The organism is Marichromatium bheemlicum, from assembly GCF_012276755.1.
In the GTDB taxonomy this organism is placed as follows: Bacteria; Pseudomonadota; Gammaproteobacteria; order Chromatiales; family Chromatiaceae; genus Marichromatium; species Marichromatium bheemlicum.
Genome location: NZ_JAAXKX010000003.1, coordinates 53,989 through 70,771 on the forward strand (window position 1 = coordinate 53,989; position 16,783 = coordinate 70,771).

At 65.5% G+C, this 16,783-nt stretch carries 11 protein-coding genes and 3 tRNA genes; 6 read left to right on the plus strand and 8 right to left on the minus strand.

The features are described 5' to 3' along the window. The first annotated feature begins 8 nt into the window (after window positions 1–8). From alaS to HF203_RS03515, 4 genes are all read left to right on the plus strand, one after another. Entirely contained in the window at window positions 9–2,621 is a 2,613-nt protein-coding gene (alaS, locus tag HF203_RS03500) for an alanine--tRNA ligase (RefSeq protein WP_168666625.1), read from the plus strand. Window positions 2,622–2,742: 121 nt separating this feature from the next. Further along, window positions 2,743–3,978 (plus strand): aspartate kinase, encoded by a 1,236-nt coding sequence (locus HF203_RS03505; RefSeq protein ID WP_168666627.1) that lies wholly within the window; start codon window positions 2,743–2,745, stop codon window positions 3,976–3,978. A 477-nt stretch (window positions 3,979–4,455) separates the two neighbouring features. After that, window positions 4,456–4,674: a carbon storage regulator CsrA gene (csrA, locus tag HF203_RS03510; RefSeq protein ID WP_168666629.1), complete on the plus strand. Its 219-nt coding sequence runs from the start codon at window positions 4,456–4,458 to the stop codon at window positions 4,672–4,674. A 160-nt stretch (window positions 4,675–4,834) separates the two neighbouring features. Then, window positions 4,835–4,927 (plus strand) — tRNA-Ser (locus HF203_RS03515). Between the two features lie 76 nt (window positions 4,928–5,003). Here the strand turns inward: HF203_RS03515 and HF203_RS03520 are convergent. The 7 genes from HF203_RS03520 to HF203_RS03550 all read right to left on the minus strand — a co-directional run bounded on the left by HF203_RS03520 (window position 5,004) and on the right by HF203_RS03550 (window position 13,133). After that, window positions 5,004–5,441 carry a CoA-binding protein gene (locus tag HF203_RS03520; RefSeq protein ID WP_168666631.1) on the minus strand — a complete coding sequence of 146 codons (438 nt, stop codon included), beginning with the start codon at window positions 5,439–5,441 and terminating at the stop codon, window positions 5,004–5,006. 149 nt (window positions 5,442–5,590) lie between these two features. Further along, window positions 5,591–6,454, minus strand: a complete 864-nt coding sequence (locus HF203_RS03525) for a universal stress protein (protein ID WP_168666633.1) — start codon at window positions 6,452–6,454, stop codon at window positions 5,591–5,593. 17 nt (window positions 6,455–6,471) lie between these two features. Beyond that, a complete protein-coding gene (locus tag HF203_RS03530; protein WP_210424618.1) occupies window positions 6,472–7,950 on the minus strand; it encodes a SulP family inorganic anion transporter in 1,479 nt (492 codons plus the stop codon). 961 nt (window positions 7,951–8,911) lie between these two features. Then, on the minus strand, window positions 8,912–10,408 hold the full coding sequence (locus tag HF203_RS03535; RefSeq protein WP_168666635.1) for an avidin/streptavidin family protein: 1,497 nt from the start codon (window positions 10,406–10,408) through the stop codon (window positions 8,912–8,914). Next, complete coding sequence (locus tag HF203_RS03540; RefSeq protein WP_168666637.1) at window positions 10,405–11,997, minus strand: sensor domain-containing diguanylate cyclase; 1,593 nt, start codon at window positions 11,995–11,997, stop codon at window positions 10,405–10,407. The genes HF203_RS03535 and HF203_RS03540 overlap by 4 nt, the downstream gene beginning before the upstream one ends. A gap of 130 nt (window positions 11,998–12,127) precedes the next feature. Beyond that, window positions 12,128–12,203: transfer RNA gene (locus HF203_RS03545), tRNA-Ala, on the minus strand. Between the two features lie 117 nt (window positions 12,204–12,320). Beyond that, window positions 12,321–13,133 (minus strand): cytochrome C assembly family protein, encoded by an 813-nt coding sequence (locus tag HF203_RS03550; RefSeq protein WP_168666639.1) that lies wholly within the window; start codon window positions 13,131–13,133, stop codon window positions 12,321–12,323. A 478-nt stretch (window positions 13,134–13,611) separates the two neighbouring features. Here HF203_RS03550 and ffh point away from each other — a divergent pair, with 478 nt between their 5' ends. After that, the gene (gene ffh, locus HF203_RS03555; protein WP_168666641.1) at window positions 13,612–15,021 is read left to right on the plus strand and encodes a signal recognition particle protein; all 1,410 of its coding nucleotides are present in this window, start codon (window positions 13,612–13,614) and stop codon (window positions 15,019–15,021) included. Window positions 15,022–15,148: 127 nt separating this feature from the next. Here ffh and HF203_RS03560 read toward each other — a convergent pair. After that, window positions 15,149–15,223, minus strand: a tRNA-Glu gene (locus HF203_RS03560). A 155-nt stretch (window positions 15,224–15,378) separates the two neighbouring features. On the opposite strand from HF203_RS03560, the gene pcnB reads away from it, so the two are divergent. Further along, the gene (gene pcnB, locus HF203_RS03565; protein ID WP_210424619.1) at window positions 15,379–16,749 is read left to right on the plus strand and encodes a polynucleotide adenylyltransferase PcnB; all 1,371 of its coding nucleotides are present in this window, start codon (window positions 15,379–15,381) and stop codon (window positions 16,747–16,749) included. Window positions 16,750–16,783: the final 34 nt, after the last annotated feature.

Here is a 16,783-nt window from a genome sequence, read left to right on the forward strand (position 1 = left end):
ACTCCCACATGACTACGAGTGCAGAGCTTCGAGCGAGCTTCCTTGACTATTTCGCGCAACGCCAGCATGAGCAGGTGCCTTCCAGCCCGCTGGTTCCCGCCAATGATCCGACCCTGTTGTTCACCAATGCTGGCATGGTCCAGTTCAAGGATGTCTTCCTCGGTCGTGAGCGGCGGGACTACTCGCGGGCGGTGACCTCGCAGCGCTGCGTGCGTGCCGGTGGCAAGCACAACGACCTCGAGAACGTCGGCTACACCGCCCGGCACCACACCTTCTTCGAGATGCTCGGTAACTTCAGCTTCGGTGATTACTTCAAGCGCGAGGCGATCGGTTTCGCCTGGGAGTATCTGACCGTCGAGCTGGGGTTGCCCGCTGAGCGGTTGTGGGTGACCGTCTACGAGGACGATGACGAGGCCGCCGACATCTGGCTCAAGGAGGTCGGGGTCTCGGCCGAGCGTTTCTCACGCTGCGGCGCCAAGGACAACTTCTGGTCGATGGGCGATACCGGTCCCTGCGGCCCCTGCTCGGAGATCTTCTACGATCACGGCCCCGAGGTCGCTGGCGGTCCCCCTGGTTCGCCCGACGAGGACGGTGATCGCTACGTCGAGATCTGGAACCTGGTGTTCATGCAGTTCAACCGCGATGCCGAGGGCAACATGACCCCGCTGCCGCGTCCCTCGGTCGATACCGGCATGGGACTCGAACGGTTGGCTGCGGTGCTCCAGGGCGTGCACAGCAACTACGACATCGACTTGTTCCGCAACCTCATCGCCGCCGCCGCCGAGGCGACCGGCTGCGAGGATCTCGGCGACAAGTCGCTGCGAGTGATCGCCGACCACATCCGCTCGAGCGCCTTCCTCATCGTCGACGGGGTCACCCCGGGCAACGAAGGGCGCGGTTATGTGCTGCGCCGGATCATGCGGCGTGCGATCCGTCACGGTTATCGTCTCGGTCAGTCGCAGCCCTTCTTCCACCGTCTGGTGGCGGCGCTGATCACCGAGATGGGGGCGGCCTATCCCGAGCTGGTGGCGGCGCAGGCGCACGTCGAGCGCATCATCCTCCTCGAGGAGCAGCGCTTCGCCGAGACCCTCGAGCACGGCATGCGTATCCTCGAGGAGGCGATCGCCGGTCTCGCGGGCAAGCACATCATTCCCGGTGAGACGGTGTTCAAGCTCTATGACACCTACGGTTTCCCCACCGACCTGACCGCCGATATCGCCCGCGAGCGAGGCCTCGGCGTCGACCTCGAGGGCTTCGAGGCGGCGATGGCCGATCAGAAGGCGCGCGCTCGGGCGGCCAGTCAGTTCGGCAGCGACCAGGGCGTCGAGATCGATCTCCAGGGCGAGACCGAGTTCCGCGGTTACGAGCGGTGCGAGGACGAGGCCACGGTGGTTGCGCTCTATCGCGACGGTGAGTCCTGTGACGCGCTCGGTAACGGTGAGCGTGGCATGGTGATCCTCGATCTCACCCCCTTCTACGGTGAGTCCGGTGGTCAGGTCGGCGATCGTGGCTGGCTCGAGGGCGCCGCCGGCATGCGCTTCGAGGTCACCGATACCCAGAAGAAGGGCAGTGCCCTGGTCTGCCATCTCGGTGAGCTGCGCACGGGCGAGCTGCGCGTCGGTGACACGGTGCGGGCCCGGGTCGACGCCGAGCGGCGTCGCGCCATCGCGCTCAACCACTCTGCCACCCACCTGCTGCACGCGGCGCTGCGCCGCGTGCTCGGCGACCACGTGCAGCAGAAGGGCTCGCTGGTCGGTCCCGAGCGGCTGCGCTTCGACTTCTCTCACTTCGAGCCGGTCTCGCGTGAGCAGTTGCGCGAGATCGAGCGGTTGGTCAACAGTGAGATCCGTGCCAACCATCTGGTCGAGACCCGCATCATGAGCCTGGAGGACGCCAAGGCCTCCGGGGCGATGGCGCTGTTCGGCGAGAAGTATGCCGATCAGGTGCGGGTGTTGCGGATGGGCGAGTTCTCGGTCGAGCTGTGCGGTGGCACGCACGTCAAGGCGGTCGGTGACATCGGTCTGATGAAGATCGTCTCCGAGGCCGGCATCGCCTCCGGGGTGCGCCGCATCGAGGCGGTGACCGGTGCTGGGGCGCTCGACTGGATCGAGGCCGACGAGCAGCGGGTGCTGCGCATCGCCGGGCTGCTCAAGGGCGCCCGCGAGGACGTCGACGAGCGTGTCGAGCAGCTGCTCGAGCGCAGTCGACGACTGGAGAAGGAGCTCGAGCAGCTCAAGTCCAAGCTCGCCAGTGCCGCCGGTCAGGATCTCGCCGCCCAGGCCGAGGAGGTCGCCGGGGTGCGGGTGCTCGCCGCCGAACTCGAGGGTGCCGACCCCAAGGGGCTGCGCGAGACGGTCGACCAACTCAAGGACAAGCTCGGTTCGGCGGTGATCGTGCTCGCCACCGTCGCCGAGGGCAAGGTTGCGCTGGTCGCCGGCGTTACCAAGGACCTCACTGGGCAGTTCAAGGCCGGTGAGCTGATCCGCGAGGTCGCGGCCAAGGTCGGAGGCAAGGGCGGAGGCCGTCCCGATATGGCGCAGGCCGGGGGTAGTGACCCCAGCGGCCTGGCTGAGGCTCTGGCGCTGGTGCGTGACTGGGTCGCGCAGCGCAGCGCCGCCTGATGCGGCAACCGGGCCGGTATCGCTGGCCCATCACCGGGGACCGTCGGGTGGCGCACCGCCAGCGACGGTCCCATCGTTTCAACCGGGGAGACCTGAAAGACGTGGCTGGCAGGAGTAGTCGATGGCGCTGATCGTCCAGAAATATGGCGGGACGTCGGTCGGGAGTGTGGAGCGTATCGAGGCGGTGGCCGACCGCGTCAAGCGCTGGCGTGAACAGGGCAATCAGGTGGTGGTCGTGGTCTCGGCGATGTCCGGCGAGACCGACCGCCTGGTGGGCCTGGCCCGGCAGATCCAGTCTCGCCCCGAGCCGCGTGAGCTCGATGTGCTGCTCTCCACCGGGGAGCAGGTCACCATCGCGCTGCTGAGCATGGCGCTCGCCGCGCGCGGCTGCCCGGCGCGTTCTTACACTGGTGCCCAGGTGCACATCCTCACCGACAGCGTGCACAACAAGGCGCGTATCCGCGACATCGATGCGGCGCGTGTCGGTGCCGATCTCGAGGCCGGGCGCGTGGTGGTGATCGCCGGTTTCCAGGGGGTCGACGAGGAGGGCGACATCACCACTCTCGGGCGTGGTGGTTCGGATACCTCGGCGGTGGCGATCGCCGCCGCGCTCAAGGCTGATGAGTGCCAGATCTATACCGATGTCGACGGGGTCTACACCACCGATCCGCGGGTCGAACCCAAGGCGCGCAAGCTCGATCGCATCACCTTCGAGGAGATGCTGGAGATGGCCAGCCTCGGCTCCAAGGTGTTGCAGATCCGCGCCGTGGAATTTGCCGGTAAGTACCAGGTCCCCCTGCGCGTGCTCTCCAGCTTCGGTGAGGGCGAGGGCACCCTGATTACCTTCGAGGAAGATGAAGTGGAAGACGCAAAGATCGCCGGCATCGCCTTCAGTCGCGACGAGGCCAAGCTGACCATCCTCGGTGTACCCGACCGCCCTGGGGTGGCGCATGAGATCCTCGGTGAGATCGCGGCGGCCAACATCGAGGTCGACATGATCATCCAGAACGTCGCCGCCGAGGCGGCGACGACGGACTTCACCTTCACCGTTCAGCGCGGTGATTATGTGCGGGCGCTGGAGATCCTGCAGGCGCGCGCCGCCACGCTGGGCGCGCGCCAAGTGCTCGGCGACGAGCAGATCGTCAAGATCTCGCTGGTTGGCGTCGGCATGCGCAGTCATGCCGGGATCGCCAGCCGGATGTTCGAGACCCTGGCGCGTGAGGGGATCAACATCCGCATGATCTCGACCTCCGAGATCAAGATCTCGGTGGTGGTCGACGAGCGCTATCTCGAGCTCGGTGTGCGTGCGCTGCACGATGCCTTTGGCCTGGATCAGGACGGCACCGTTTCGTCTTGATCCTCGTGCCCCCGGCTCATCCCCTCGCCTGCCGATGGGGTGAGCTCGGGGCGAGAGGGGCGTCCCTGGGGCGAGCCGGTGCCTGTGCTCAGGCAAAACCCCTATTTTTACCAGGACATTTGTCGCTGCTGATATCGAGCTTCATGAACGGCGTCTCGTCGATGTCGTTCCGAGCTGTCTATGCTGCGCGCTGGAGAGTGATGGCGGTGGTCGCGGCGCGTTAAGCCTGTACCAGTCATCGGGAGTTATCGAGGATTCGCCTTGGATTCGTGCGCAAGAGACAAATGTCAATGAACCTGAGCAAATTGCCATGGATTCGACGTGGCAGTTGCTAAAATTCCGCCATGGGGCATGGGGTCCTGTGCGGAATCGGGTGTAACCACCCGCCGGATGGCGCCGCTGGAGTCGGGTTGAGTCGCCGGTTTGGGTATTACCATCATAAAAGTCGGAAAGGGAAACAAAAGGGAGAACGTAGCGATGTTGATCTTGACTCGCCGGGTCGGCGAAACCCTCATGGTCGGTGACGATGTCACCGTTACTGTCCTTGGCGTCAAGGGCAATCAGGTGCGCATCGGTGTCAACGCCCCGCGTGACGTCGCGGTCCACCGCGAAGAGATCTACGAGCGGATCAAGCGCGAGCAGGCCGAGACGACGCCAGGGGCAACGGCCATCGATCAGGGCACCCAGATCGAGTGATTGGCAACCGGGCAAAGGGTGGGTTATAATCCCTCTCTCTAGCGCGATCAGCCCCTGAATTCGATGTGTTGAATGGCAAACAGGGGTCTATGACCCGGTGTATCGCCCTGATCCCGGGTCATCGCGTAGGCGGTCAGGTAACATGATCGCTACCAATTGTGGAGAGATGGCCGAGTGGCTGAAGGCGCTCCCCTGCTAAGGGAGTATGGGGTTAATAGCTCCATCGAGGGTTCGAATCCCTCTCTCTCCGCCATACACCGAAAACCCCCGCATGGTCTCGACCACGCGGGGGTTTTTCTTGTCTAGTCCTCGACTGAAACCGTTCGGTCTCAGTACTTGCCCAATGCCTTCATGATCAGCTTGTGGATGCTGTGATAGGTCAGCCCGGGCTTGAGATACATCACCGCGCAGGTCCCGGTGCGCAGGTTGATGCCGCGCTCCCTAGCCGTTGCCTCGGCCTCTGGGGTGTCGTGCGCCATGTGGATCCAGACGTCCTTGATGCCGGCGTCGGCGGCCCGTGCCACCCAGTCGGCGGTCTCCTGTTTCGGGGTCTCGATGATCAGGCCCTCGACCGCCTCGGGTAGCGAGGCTAGGTCGGCGAAGCTCGGATCGCCGTCGATCTTGCTGGTGCTGGGGTCGACGGCATAGACGGTCTTGCCGAGCTTCTTGAGCCGGCGATAACTAAGGATGGGGAAGGGCTTGGTCGCCGAGCGCCCGACCAGCGCGAAGCTGCCGAGCTGGAAGAAGGTCTCGTAATTCGATGCCATGCTGATGCTCTCCAATGCCTGGGTGGGCGCGAGCCGTCCGTGGGTCAGTGGGGCGCGCGCGTGCCTGGGGACGATCTCTCCGTATCCATCGCCCGGCGCACTCTAGATCGTGGGGTGGGGCTGCGTCCTTGCGGCCCGTCAACCGGGACTCAGCGCATCAGCAGCGTGGGGATGCGCGCCGAGCGCAGCAGGTCGGTGGTCTTACTGCCGAGCAGTAGGGCGCGCAGCGGTGAATGGGCGTAGGCACCCATGATCAACAGGTCGATATCCTGGGCGATCACGGTCTGGGCGATGACGCTCTCGGCATCCCCTGGGATCAGCCAGGCCGGGGCATCGAAGCCGGCCGCCTCGAGCCGCTGGCGGGCCCAGTCGAGCTGTTTACGGGCATCGCCACGGGCCTTGCCCGACATCAGCAGGTGCACGGTGAGCCCTTGGAACAACGGGCTCGCGGCGACCATCTCAACACCCTGACGGGTGGCGGCGCTGCCGTCGAAGGCGACCATCACCCGTTGCGGCTCCTTGAATCCCTCGGTGACGGTGAGGATCGGGCGATGGAGCGCGCGCACCATGCGTTCGACGTTGCGCCCGAGGTCGCGCTGGGTGGTCTCGGCGGCGGTGCCGCGCCGCCCGAGCACGAACAGCCGCACCCCGTCCTCCTGCTCGACCAGGGTCTCCTCGAGCGCACCGCGGCGTTGTCGGATGTCGGGCGAGTCGACACCAGCAGCGATGGCGCGTTCGCGCAGCCGATTGAGAAACACTCGGCCACGCTCGCGGGCATCGCGGCTGCGGGTCTCGTCCTGGCTCGAGAGCTCAGTGAGCAGCGTCTCCTGGGCGCCGATGCCGATCGCGCCGCTGTGGTCGACGCCGGTGGCGATCTCGGGGTGACGGCTGAGGATGTGGAGGAACTCCAGCGGTGCCTGCATGCGCTGCGCCACCCAAGCGGCGTAGTCGGCGACATAGTCGGCGAAACGCGACTGGTCGACACAGGCCAGGATCTTCTCGTCAGTATGCATCTTGCTGTTTTCCTTCCTCAGTGACCCATGAGCTGTTCGACGGCCTCGGGCTTGTCGTGCACCGCGAAGCGATCGACCATGGTCGCGCTCGCCTCGTTGAGCCCGATCACCTCGACCTCGGTGCCCTCGCGGCGGAACTTCATCACCACCTTATCGAGTGCGCTGACGGCGGTGATGTCCCAGAAGTGTGCGCGGCTGACGTCGATACGCACCCGCTCGATCACCTCCTTGAAGTCGAACGAGGCGACGAAGCGTTCGGCCGAGGCGAAGAATACCTGCCCGACCACCCGATAGGCGCGTACCCGGCCCTCGTCCTCGGCGTGCGAGCCGACATAGAGCACCTTGCCCACCTTGTGGGCGAAGAAAAAGCCCGAGAGTAGCACTCCGACCAGCACGCCCTTGGCCAGGTCGTGGGTGGCGACGACCACCGCCACGGTGGCGATCATCTCGATGCTGGAACTCTTGGGGTGTTCACGCAGGTTACGGATCGAGGCCCAGTTGAAGGTGCCGATCGAGACCATGATCATCACCGCCACCAGCGCGGCCATCGGGATCTGTGCCACCCAGTCGCCGGCGAAGACCACCAGCATCAGCAGCACGACGCCGGCCGTCAGGGTCGAGAGTCGGCCGCGCCCGCCCGACTTCACATTGATCACCGACTGACCGATCATCGCGCAGCCGGCCATGCCGCCGAGAAAACCCGAGGCGATGTTGGCCGTGCCCTGACCGACGCACTCGCGGTTCTTGTTGCTCGAAGAGTCGGTGAGGTCGTCGACGATCGAGGCGGTCATCATCGATTCGAGCAGACCGACCGCCGCCAGGGTGAGCGAGACCGGGAAGATGATCGCCAGGGTCTCGAGGTTGAGCGGCACCTCCGGGAGCAGGAAGATCGGCAGGGTGTCGGGCAGCTCGCCCATGTCGCCGACGGTGCGGATGTCGAGCCCGAGGGCGATCGAGACCGCGGTGAGCACCACGATGGTGATCAGCGGCGAGGGCACGGCGCGGGTCAGGTAGGGGAAGAGATAGATGATCCCCAACCCGGCGGCAACCATTGCATAGACCTCCCAGGGCATGCCGATCAGTTCCGGGAGCTGGGCCATGAAGATCAGGATTGCCAGGGCGTTGACGAAGCCGGTGATCACCGAGCGCGAGACGAAACGCATCAGCGAGCCCAGGCGCAACCAGCCGGCGAGGATCTGCAACACGCCGGTGAGGACGGTGGCGGCGAGCAGGTACTGCAGCCCGTGATCCTTCACCAGGGTGACCATCACCAGCGCCATGGCACCGGTGGCCGCCGAGATCATCCCCGGTCGCCCGCCGGCAAAGGCGATCACGGTGGCGATACAGAAGGAGGCATAGAGCCCGACCTTGGGGTCGACGCCGGCGATGATCGAGAAGGCGATCGCCTCCGGGATCAGCGCCAGCGCGACCACCAGACCGGCGAGCAGGTCGTTCTTGACGTTCGACAACCAGTCCTGGCGTATGGCATTTATCATCGGCGGTTCCGTGGTTGGTGCGCGAGGGCTGGGCCGGACGCGGGCAGGCTGCCGCCGGACCAGCCGGTGAGTCGGTGACTGTGATGTCTCGAGACGGCTTGCCTCGATTGCCGGTGGCGATCGGGGGCGGGGATGCGACGGATGTCCGGCTGTGGAATCCGTAAGACTTGGCTCGACCGCCGTCGGGACGGCCATGGGTCGGACGGGTCTCGTCTGATGCGCGATGGATGAACGGTCGTGCGGACAGGGTGGCCGCACGGAAGACCTCGGCGCGGACGCGGGAGGCCGGGTCGTCTCGAGGGGCGGAGATTATACGGAGCCCATTGCGATGCAACAAGCGGGCGAGGCCCAAGCTACCAGCTACCAAGGGGATTGAACCGCAAAGCCGCGAAGGACGCGAAGGACGCGTAGAGAAGAAAGGCTTGCAGCCGCCAGCCGCCATCTACCGTGGGGAGCCGGCACCACCGCTGGGACCTCGATTCCATCAAGTCTTCTTCGCGCCCTTCGCGGCTTTGCGGTTCGAATCAGCTTCCAGCGATCAGCCTCCAGCCGCCAGCGCCGTAGGTTGGGCTGCCCACCGATCCGCTGTGCCAGTGATGGGGCGATGCCCCGCGACAGGTGGGCAACCCAACACCGCCGCGGGTTCTGTGCAGACCTGGCGCCAGCCCTCGGATCTTGTGGTTCGAGCCGTTGTCCCGCTGTCAGCTACCACCCACCGCGGGGAGCTGGCACCTCCCCGAGACCTCGATTCCATCAAGTCTTCTTCGCGCCCTTCGCGGCTTTGCGGTTCGAATCAGCTTCCAGCGATCAGCCTCCAGCCTCCAGTAGGGGAGGCTGGTGTGCATGATCGACGGTTGACGGGCAAGACGGTATCTCGCGGCTTTGCTGTCCAAACTTCCTGGCGGCTGGCGGCTGGCGGCTGGCGGCTGGCGGCTGGCGGCTGGCGGCTGGCGGCTGGCGGCTAGTCGCTGACACGTTTGAAGGTCGAGGGATAGATCGCAGTGGCCATCCACTCCGGCGTCTCCGGGGTGATGTCGCGCTGCAACAGATAGCTGGTGTCGAGCGTCTCGATGCCGTCGCGCAGCTGGACCGTACCGACGAAGCCTGAGACCCAGTGCCAGGAGGGGTCGTGGTCGCCCTCGAGGCTGCGCCAGCTCACCGAGAAGGCGCAACTGATCGATTCCCCTGCAGGTTGCGGGTCGGCCACCCCGACCACCGGATAGACGCCGCTGGCGCCGGTGTCGGAGCGGTACTGACCACGGAAGGTGCCGTCGGCGGCGATGGTGCCGATCTCCAGGGTGGAGCCGAACGCGTTGCGCCAGCGCCCGCTCGCGCTGAGTGAGGCGCGGCGTGGCTGGGCGAGCGCGACCATGCGCTGACCGGTGGGGTTGGGATCGAAGACGAAGATGCTGTAGAGGTGGTCGAGGAACACCGAGCCGGCTACCAGCAGCTCGTCGGGAAGCCCCTCCAAGTATTCCACCCCGATCTCCCAGCCGCCATTGAGTGGCATGAAGTAGTCCTGGGGCGTGAGTCGATAGCTGCTGTCGCCGAGTTGCAGGCGAAGCTCCGGGTAGTCGGCGAACGCGGTCGGATCGGTGATGCGTGGTGGTCGACGGCCGTGTCCGGTGATCGCCGCGCGCATGCGCGCGATGATGGCGCGTCCGCCCTTGAAGCAGGACGAGCCGGTGTCGAGCGCCAGTGGCAGGGCGCCAGCCAGGGTCTCGCCGCCAATCTGCAGCTGGTCCAGGCGTACCGTCCAGAGGTAGTGGAGTTCGCCATCGATTGGGATCACCGGTAGCAGTTCGAGGGTGCTCGGGTCGAAGCGCTCAGGCTCGACCGCCCCCATCAGGCAGCGCCCCTCGCCGCGTTGTGCATCGAAGCGGAAGGCGGCGATGGCATGATCGATCACCCCTTGGTGGCGCAGCTGTTCGAGTAGTGCGCTCGGGGTCTCGCAGGGGATCGCGGGGATACCGAGCCCGCCGTCACAAGCCAGTCCAGCGAACTGGGCGCCGTCGTAGCTGACACTGAGATAGAGGTCGAGCCGTTGCTCGTGCACCGTGGCCGGGCTGCTGCTCGCCTCGACGAGGTCGAGTCGGCAGGACTCCTCGCCCAACACCACCCCCATCTTCCCCCAGGGACCGAACGAGACCTGGGTCGGTGCCGCTGGTCGGGCTATATAGGAGCTCGAACGTTCGGGGGCGAAGGCGCGGTGTGCCCGACAGGCGTCGCTGGCGCAACAACTGGCGGTGACCCAGGTGTTGAGGGTGCCGGTGTCGAGCATGAAGCGCAGTGGTTGCGGTGGGGTCCCGAGCCCGAGGGTGGCGTACCAGGGGGTGGCGCCATTGTCGGTCAGGGGGCCGCGCTGTAGCGTGAAGGCGACGTGCCGGGTCTGTTGCGCGGCGCGGGCACGTAGCCAATCCGGGGCCGTGGTCGGGTCGAGGGTGAGGTTCTCGGTCATGCGGTGCACTCCGGGCTCTGGCGATCATGGAGCGACGTCAGGGTGGCCAGATGCACCCGGTTGCGTCCCTGTTGTTTGGCGGTATACATCGCCTGATCGGCGATCTTGAACAGCGTGTCGATGTCGGTGGCATGTGCCGGGAAGGCCGCGACCCCAATGCTGACACTGATCCTGATCGGGGGGCGCTCAGGGATCTTGAGCGGGGTTGTGGCCACTGTGGTGCAGAGTCGTTCGGCCAGACGCAGCGATTCCTCGGCATCGCTTTCGGGTAAGACGATGACCAGCTCCTCGCCGCCGTAACGCGCGATGTAGTCTGCTGCTCGGACCTGCTCCTGGAGCAGCTCGGCGAGCTGGCGTAGTACGGCGTCGCCGGCAAGGTGACCGAAGCGATCATTGATCGACTTGAAGTGATCGATGTCGAGCCAGAGCAGGCCGAGGGCGTGTTGGTAACGCCCTGCACTGGCCAGCTCGGCCTGGAGCTGTTGCTCGAGTTCTCGTCTGTTGTAGAGCCCGGTGAGCGGGTCGCGGGCGGCCAGCTGTGCGAGCGCCTGCTCCATGCGCTTGCGTTCGCTGATGTCGATGATGATGCCCTCGAGTAGGCAGGTTTCACCAACCTTGGTTGCCTGGCCCTGCTCCCAGACCCAGATCTCGCGTCCATCCTTGTGGCGGATGCGGTACTCGACGGCGAAGGGGCGCCGTTCGGTCTGTGCTCGCGCGATCTCGATGGCGAGTGTCTGACGATCTTCGGGGTGGATGATGGCGGCGAAGGTCAGACGGTGACTGTCGATGAAGTCCTCGGGGGCGTAGCCGGTGAGTCGACGACACCCCTGGGAGGCGAACTGCATGGTCCAGTGCGTGGTGTCGCGGCAGCGATAGGCCATGCCGGGGAGGTTGGCCATCAGCGTGGCCAGTTGGCGCTCATGTTCTACGAGCGCCTGCTCGGCGAGCTTGTGCTTGGTGGTATCGCGACCGATAGCGATCAACCCGTTGACATGGCCCTGCTCGTCGTAGAAGCGTCCGGCGTTCCAGAGGATGACCTTGGTGCTGCCATCGCGGGCGCGGATACGGCTCTCGAACCCGTTGAACTTCTTGGCGCGGACCAACATGTCGTCGACCCGGGTATGGATCTCGGCGCGGTAGACCGGATCGGGGTAGAGCCACTTCCAGATCCGATCATGCCCCAGGACCTCCTCGCGTCCATAACCGGTGATGCGTTCGGCGGCCTGGTTCCAGACGGTTACCTGTCCGTGTCTGTCGAGGACATTGATCCAGACGTTGGCGCTGTCGATGATCCGCTCACGGAATTGGCTGAGTTCGCGGAGTTGGGCGCGCTGGCAGGCGTCCTGACGGAGGTGGGCGAGGTGGCGTTGGTGGTTGCGGCGCAGCAGCAGCAAGAGCGCTGTCGCGCTGGCGAGGACGAAGGCGAGTTCCTTGCCGAGCTGAGCGTACTGGAGTAATCCTGGGTCTTCGATCCACAGCCCCAGTAGCGTGTCCGAGCAAAGGATCCAGAGTGCGCCGACCATGGCGTATAGCAGTGCTGCCCTGGACGCCTTGCAGTATCCGGCCTCCGGCCCTTGCGGTCGTGCCATCCCGTTTCCCTGCGCAGATTAAGGCGATCGCCCAACGATAACGGGATTACAGGGGAGCGCGCTACCATCACGGCAGCTCGTCGTGTACGACTGTCGGCGTCGCAGTGGGGGGTCTTGACGGGCGGGAAGTTGGTGGAGCCGAGGGGGATCGAACCCCTGACCTTCGCATTGCGAACGCGACGCTCTCCCAGCTGAGCTACGGCCCCATGATCATTGCCGTCACCGCTGCGAGTGAGCGGCTGGGCGGGTGCAATTGTGCGCCCGATCGGGGGCGAAGGCAAGCCCCGGTTGCCGGGGCCTGCCGGTCAGGCTCGGTGCCGTGTTCAGGACGGCATGATCATCAGCTCGAGCACCGCCTTACTGCCGAAGTAGGCGAGGATCAGCAGGGCGAAGCCGCCCAGCGTCCAGACGATCGCGGTGCGTCCGCGCCAGCCCTTGAGGAAACGCCCGATCAGCAGGCCGCCGAACAGTAGCCAGGCGAGCACCGAGAGCACGGTCTTGTGCACCAGGTGCTGGGCGAACATGTCCTCGAGGAAGGCGAAGCCGCTGAGCAGCGCCAGGGTGAGCAGCACGAAGCCGGCGCTGATCATCTCGAACAGCAAGCTCTCCATGGTCTGCAACGGCGGCAGGGTGCGGACGAAGCCGCCGGGCTGGCGCCGGTGCAGATGGCGGTCCTGGATGGCGAGCAGGATCGCCTGGCCAGCGGCCAGGGTCAACAGGCTGTAGGCGAGCATCGACAGCAGTACATGGATCTTCAACGCCCAGGAGGCGGTCGGGTGCATGAAGCTGACCTCGCTGAAGATCGCCGCGAGCACCAGGGTCAGGGCGGCTACCGGCAGCAGGATCAGCCCCAGGTTGTCGACGGGTTTGGTCAGGCTCGAGACCAGCAGCAGCGCGATCACCGTCCAGGAGGTGAGCGCTAGGGCGTTGTAGAAGCCGAGGTTGAGGCCGGCGTGGCTGAAGATGGTCTCCCACAGCAGCCAGGCATGCAGTGCCGAGCCGAGGAAGCCGATGCCGAGCGCGAGCGCCCGTTGCGGGATCCAGCCATCCTTCGACTTGAACAGACGCAGCCCGATGAAGGCGGCGGCGACCAGGTAGCAGAGGGTGGCGACGACGGAGAGAAGGGGATGGCTCATAGGTGGTACATTCGCAGAAGGCGTTGGGACGAATACGGCGCAGCTGGTGACATCCTTGCCGGCCTGTGGGTGGGCGATCGCTGGGGCGCCTGACGCTGGCCCCGAGAGCGCCAGCGCCTTGTTGAGCGGGGATCATGCGAGGGCGGTGCGGTGCGGTGACCGGCGCTGCTACCGCGCTGATCGGCGCTCGAATCTGTCGGCACGATGGTGTGTTGCATGGGCCCAATCATGCCCTCGTGATGGGGCGGTTGACAACGACACTTGCCGCCGTGACGAGCGTGGCCGTGGCTGATGCCGTGGCCCGAGCAGCGGGGACGGTGTGCTTTTCGGGCCGGGGCGCTGCCCCGACCGTACCTGGCGCCGGGCTGTAGAGTCCGCCGCAAGCGCTGCATTATACTCGCACGCTGAGCTGTAAGCCGTGGTGGCACGGGACTTTTCATCACCCGCGCCTGGCGCGGCAAAGACTTCGAGGCTGAGCATGTTCGAGAATCTCCAGGACCGGTTCGCCGGCGTCCTGAACAACCTGCGTGGTCAGGGGCGCCTGACCGAGGACAACATCAAGGACGCGGTGCGCGAGGTGCGCATGGCCCTGCTCGAGGCCGACGTGGCGCTGCCGGTGGTGCGTCGCTTCGTCGAGGAGGTCCGTGAGAAGGCGCTGGGCGAGGCCGTATCAAAGAGTCTGACCCCAGGGCAGGTGTTGATCAAGATCGTCAATGACGAGTTGGTCGCGCTGATGGGCGAGGCCAACGAGTCACTCGATCTCTCGGCGCAGCCGCCGGCGGTGGTGTTGATGGCTGGCCTACAGGGTGCGGGCAAGACCACCAGTGTCGGCAAGCTCGCGCGCTGGCTGCAGGAGAAGCAGAAGAAGTCGGTGATGGTGGTGAGCTGCGACGTCTATCGTCCGGCGGCCATCGATCAGCTCGAGACCGTCGCCGGTGAGGTCGGTGCCGAGTTCTTCCCCAGCAGTGGCGAGCAGGACCCGGTCGAGATCGCCACCGCCGCACTCGCCCAGGCGCGCAAGCGCTTCAAGGACGTGCTGATCGTCGATACCGCCGGCCGGCTCCACGTCGATCCGGCGATGATGGACGAGATCAAGGCCGTCCACGCTGCCATCAACCCGGTCGAGACCCTGTTCGTGGTCGATGCCATGACCGGTCAGGACGCGGCCAACACCGCCAAGGCCTTCGACGAGGCGCTGCCGCTGACCGGCGTGGTGCTGACCAAGACCGACGGTGACGCGCGTGGTGGTGCGGCGCTGTCGATCCGCCAGATCACCGGCAAGCCGATCAAGTTCCTCGGGACCGGCGAGCGCTCGGGCGCGCTCGAACCCTTCCACCCCGATCGCGTCGCCTCGCGCATCCTCGGCATGGGTGACGTGGTGTCGCTGGTCGAGGAGGTGCAGTCCAAGGTCGACCAGGATCAGGCCGAGAAGTTGATGCGCAAGCTCAAGAAGGGCAAGGGCTTCGACCTCGCCGACTTCAAGGAGCAGCTCGACCAGATGGTCAAGATGGGTGGCATGATGGGGCTGATGGACAAGCTCCCGGGGATGAACCAGGTCCCCGACCACCTCAAGGACAAGGCCAGCGACAAGGAGTTGGGCAAGCTGATCGCCATCATCAACTCGATGACCCCGCATGAGCGCCGCTTCCCGGCGCTGATCAAGGGCTCGCGCAAGCGGCGTATCGCTGCCGGTTCGGGGACCCAGGTGCAGGATGTGAACAAGCTGCTCAAACAGTTCACCCAGATGCAGAAGATGATGAAGAAGATGAAGGGTGGCGGCATGGCCAAGATGATGCGCGCCATGCAAGGCAAGATGCCCGGCGGCTTCCCCGGTGGCGGTGGGTTCCCGCCCGGCGGGATGCCGCCGGGGGGCGGGTTCCCGATGTAGTCTCCCACCGACCGGGCTCCGTCGGATCCCGGTCGGCGTCGGTGCTGTCGGGAGGGACCTTTTGCAAAGCCGTTTTGCAGGCATGAAAAAAGGGGTCTTGCCTAAGGCAAGACCCCTTTTCGGTATGTGGCGCTCCCTAGGGGATTCGAACCCCTGTTACCGGCGTGAGAGGCCGACGTCCTAACCACTAGACGAAGGGAGCGGCGCGACAAAGAAGCGCGTATTATACCGGGATCAAGCAGGAGTACAAGTGTCTGTTACTCTCTTTCTTCCAACCGGCGGTGTCGCCCCGAGTCCCGGCCCGGGACGGTCTCGCAGACCCCGCCTCAGCGCCCAAGGAATGCGCCCATAACGGTGATGCAGGAATCCGATAACGACATCACGCGGACCTCGTCCGCGACGACGCCCCTGATCGTGCCGCGACCCGAGCACGGGATCTCGCGCGCCAATATCAGCGCCAATGCACTCAAGGTGCTGTACCGGCTCAAGCAGGAGAACTATCAAGCCCACCTCGTCGGCGGCGGGGTGCGCGACCTGTTGCTCGGGCACGAGCCCAAGGACTTCGACGTGGCCACCGATGCCACCCCCGAGCAGGTACGACAGGTCTTTCGCAATTGCCGATTGATCGGGCGGCGCTTTCGCCTGGCCCATGTGCACTTCGGCCGCGAGATCATCGAGGTCGCCACCTTCCGAGGCAATGGCGCTGGCACCGAGGATGCTAGTGAGCGTTGCGTCGAGAACGGTATGATCGTTCGCGACAACGCCTACGGCACCATCGCCGAGGACGCGTTGCGGCGCGACTTCACCATCAACGCCCTCTATTACAACATCCAAGATTTCTCACTGATCGACTATGCCGATGGCCTGGCCGATCTGCGGGCCGGCCGGTTGCGCCTGATCGGTGACCCGGAGCAGCGCTATCACGAGGATCCGGTGCGGATGTTGCGCGCGGTGCGCTTCGCCTGCAAGCTCGGCTTCTCCATCGAGGAGGCGACCGAACGGCCGCTGTTCGAGCTCGGCCACCTGCTCGATGGGGTGCCGGCGGCGCGACTCTTCGACGAGCTGATCAAGCTCTTCCACGCTGGCTATGGACTCGACGTCTTCGAGAAGCTGCGTCATTATGGACTCTTCGCGCTGCTCTTCCCGGATACCGAGGCGGCACTCGCGAGCGAGGAGCACGACTTCCCGGTCACCCTGGTCAATCGCGGTCTCGCCAATACCGATACGCGCATCCAGGCAGGCAAGCCGGTCACCCCGGCCTTCCTGTTTGCGATCCTGTTGTGGGAGCCGGTGCGCTCACGGATCGAGCGGATGGTCGCCGAGGGGATGCCGATCAACGAGGCGGTGCTGCTGGCCAGCGCCGAGGTCTGTGCCCGGCAGCAGTCTCGGGTCGCGATCCCCAAGCGCTTCTCGTTGCCGATGCGCGAGATCTGGGCGTTGCAGCCACGTTTCGAGCAGCGCGAGGGCAAGCGCCCGTTCCGGTTGCTGACCCATCCGCGGTTTCGTGCCGCCTACGACTTCCTGCTGCTGCGCGCCGAGGCCGGCGAGGTCGATCGCACGCTGGCCGAGTGGTGGACCCGCTTCCAGGACGCCAGCGGTCAGGAACGTGCGGGCATGGTCGAGGGAGGTGCGCGACGTCGTCGTCCGCGGCGGCGTCGCCGGCGCAAGCCGGGTGCCGCCAAGGGTGGAACCGAGCCCGGCGCGGGTTCGGCCAAGGGCGCGCAGTAGCGCGTCTGCGGTACTTATCCCTTATCTCGAGACC

Excerpts from the sequence above, each read along its gene's own strand:
- alaS (WP_168666625.1), top strand. The coding sequence starts at position 9 with ATGACTACGAGTGCAGAGCTTCGAGCGAGCTTCCTTGACTATTTCGCG.
- HF203_RS03505 (WP_168666627.1), top strand. The coding sequence starts at position 2,743 with ATGGCGCTGATCGTCCAGAAATATGGCGGGACGTCGGTCGGGAGTGTG.
- csrA (WP_168666629.1), top strand. The coding sequence starts at position 4,456 with ATGTTGATCTTGACTCGCCGGGTCGGCGAAACCCTCATGGTCGGTGAC.
- HF203_RS03520 (WP_168666631.1), bottom strand. The coding sequence starts at position 5,441 with ATGGCATCGAATTACGAGACCTTCTTCCAGCTCGGCAGCTTCGCGCTG.
- HF203_RS03525 (WP_168666633.1), bottom strand. The coding sequence starts at position 6,454 with ATGCATACTGACGAGAAGATCCTGGCCTGTGTCGACCAGTCGCGTTTC.
- HF203_RS03530 (WP_210424618.1), bottom strand. The coding sequence starts at position 7,950 with ATGATAAATGCCATACGCCAGGACTGGTTGTCGAACGTCAAGAACGAC.
- HF203_RS03535 (WP_168666635.1), bottom strand. The coding sequence starts at position 10,408 with ATGACCGAGAACCTCACCCTCGACCCGACCACGGCCCCGGATTGGCTA.
- HF203_RS03540 (WP_168666637.1), bottom strand. The coding sequence starts at position 11,997 with ATGGCACGACCGCAAGGGCCGGAGGCCGGATACTGCAAGGCGTCCAGG.
- HF203_RS03550 (WP_168666639.1), bottom strand. The coding sequence starts at position 13,133 with ATGAGCCATCCCCTTCTCTCCGTCGTCGCCACCCTCTGCTACCTGGTC.
- ffh (WP_168666641.1), top strand. The coding sequence starts at position 13,612 with ATGTTCGAGAATCTCCAGGACCGGTTCGCCGGCGTCCTGAACAACCTG.
- pcnB (WP_210424619.1), top strand. The coding sequence starts at position 15,379 with ATGCAGGAATCCGATAACGACATCACGCGGACCTCGTCCGCGACGACG.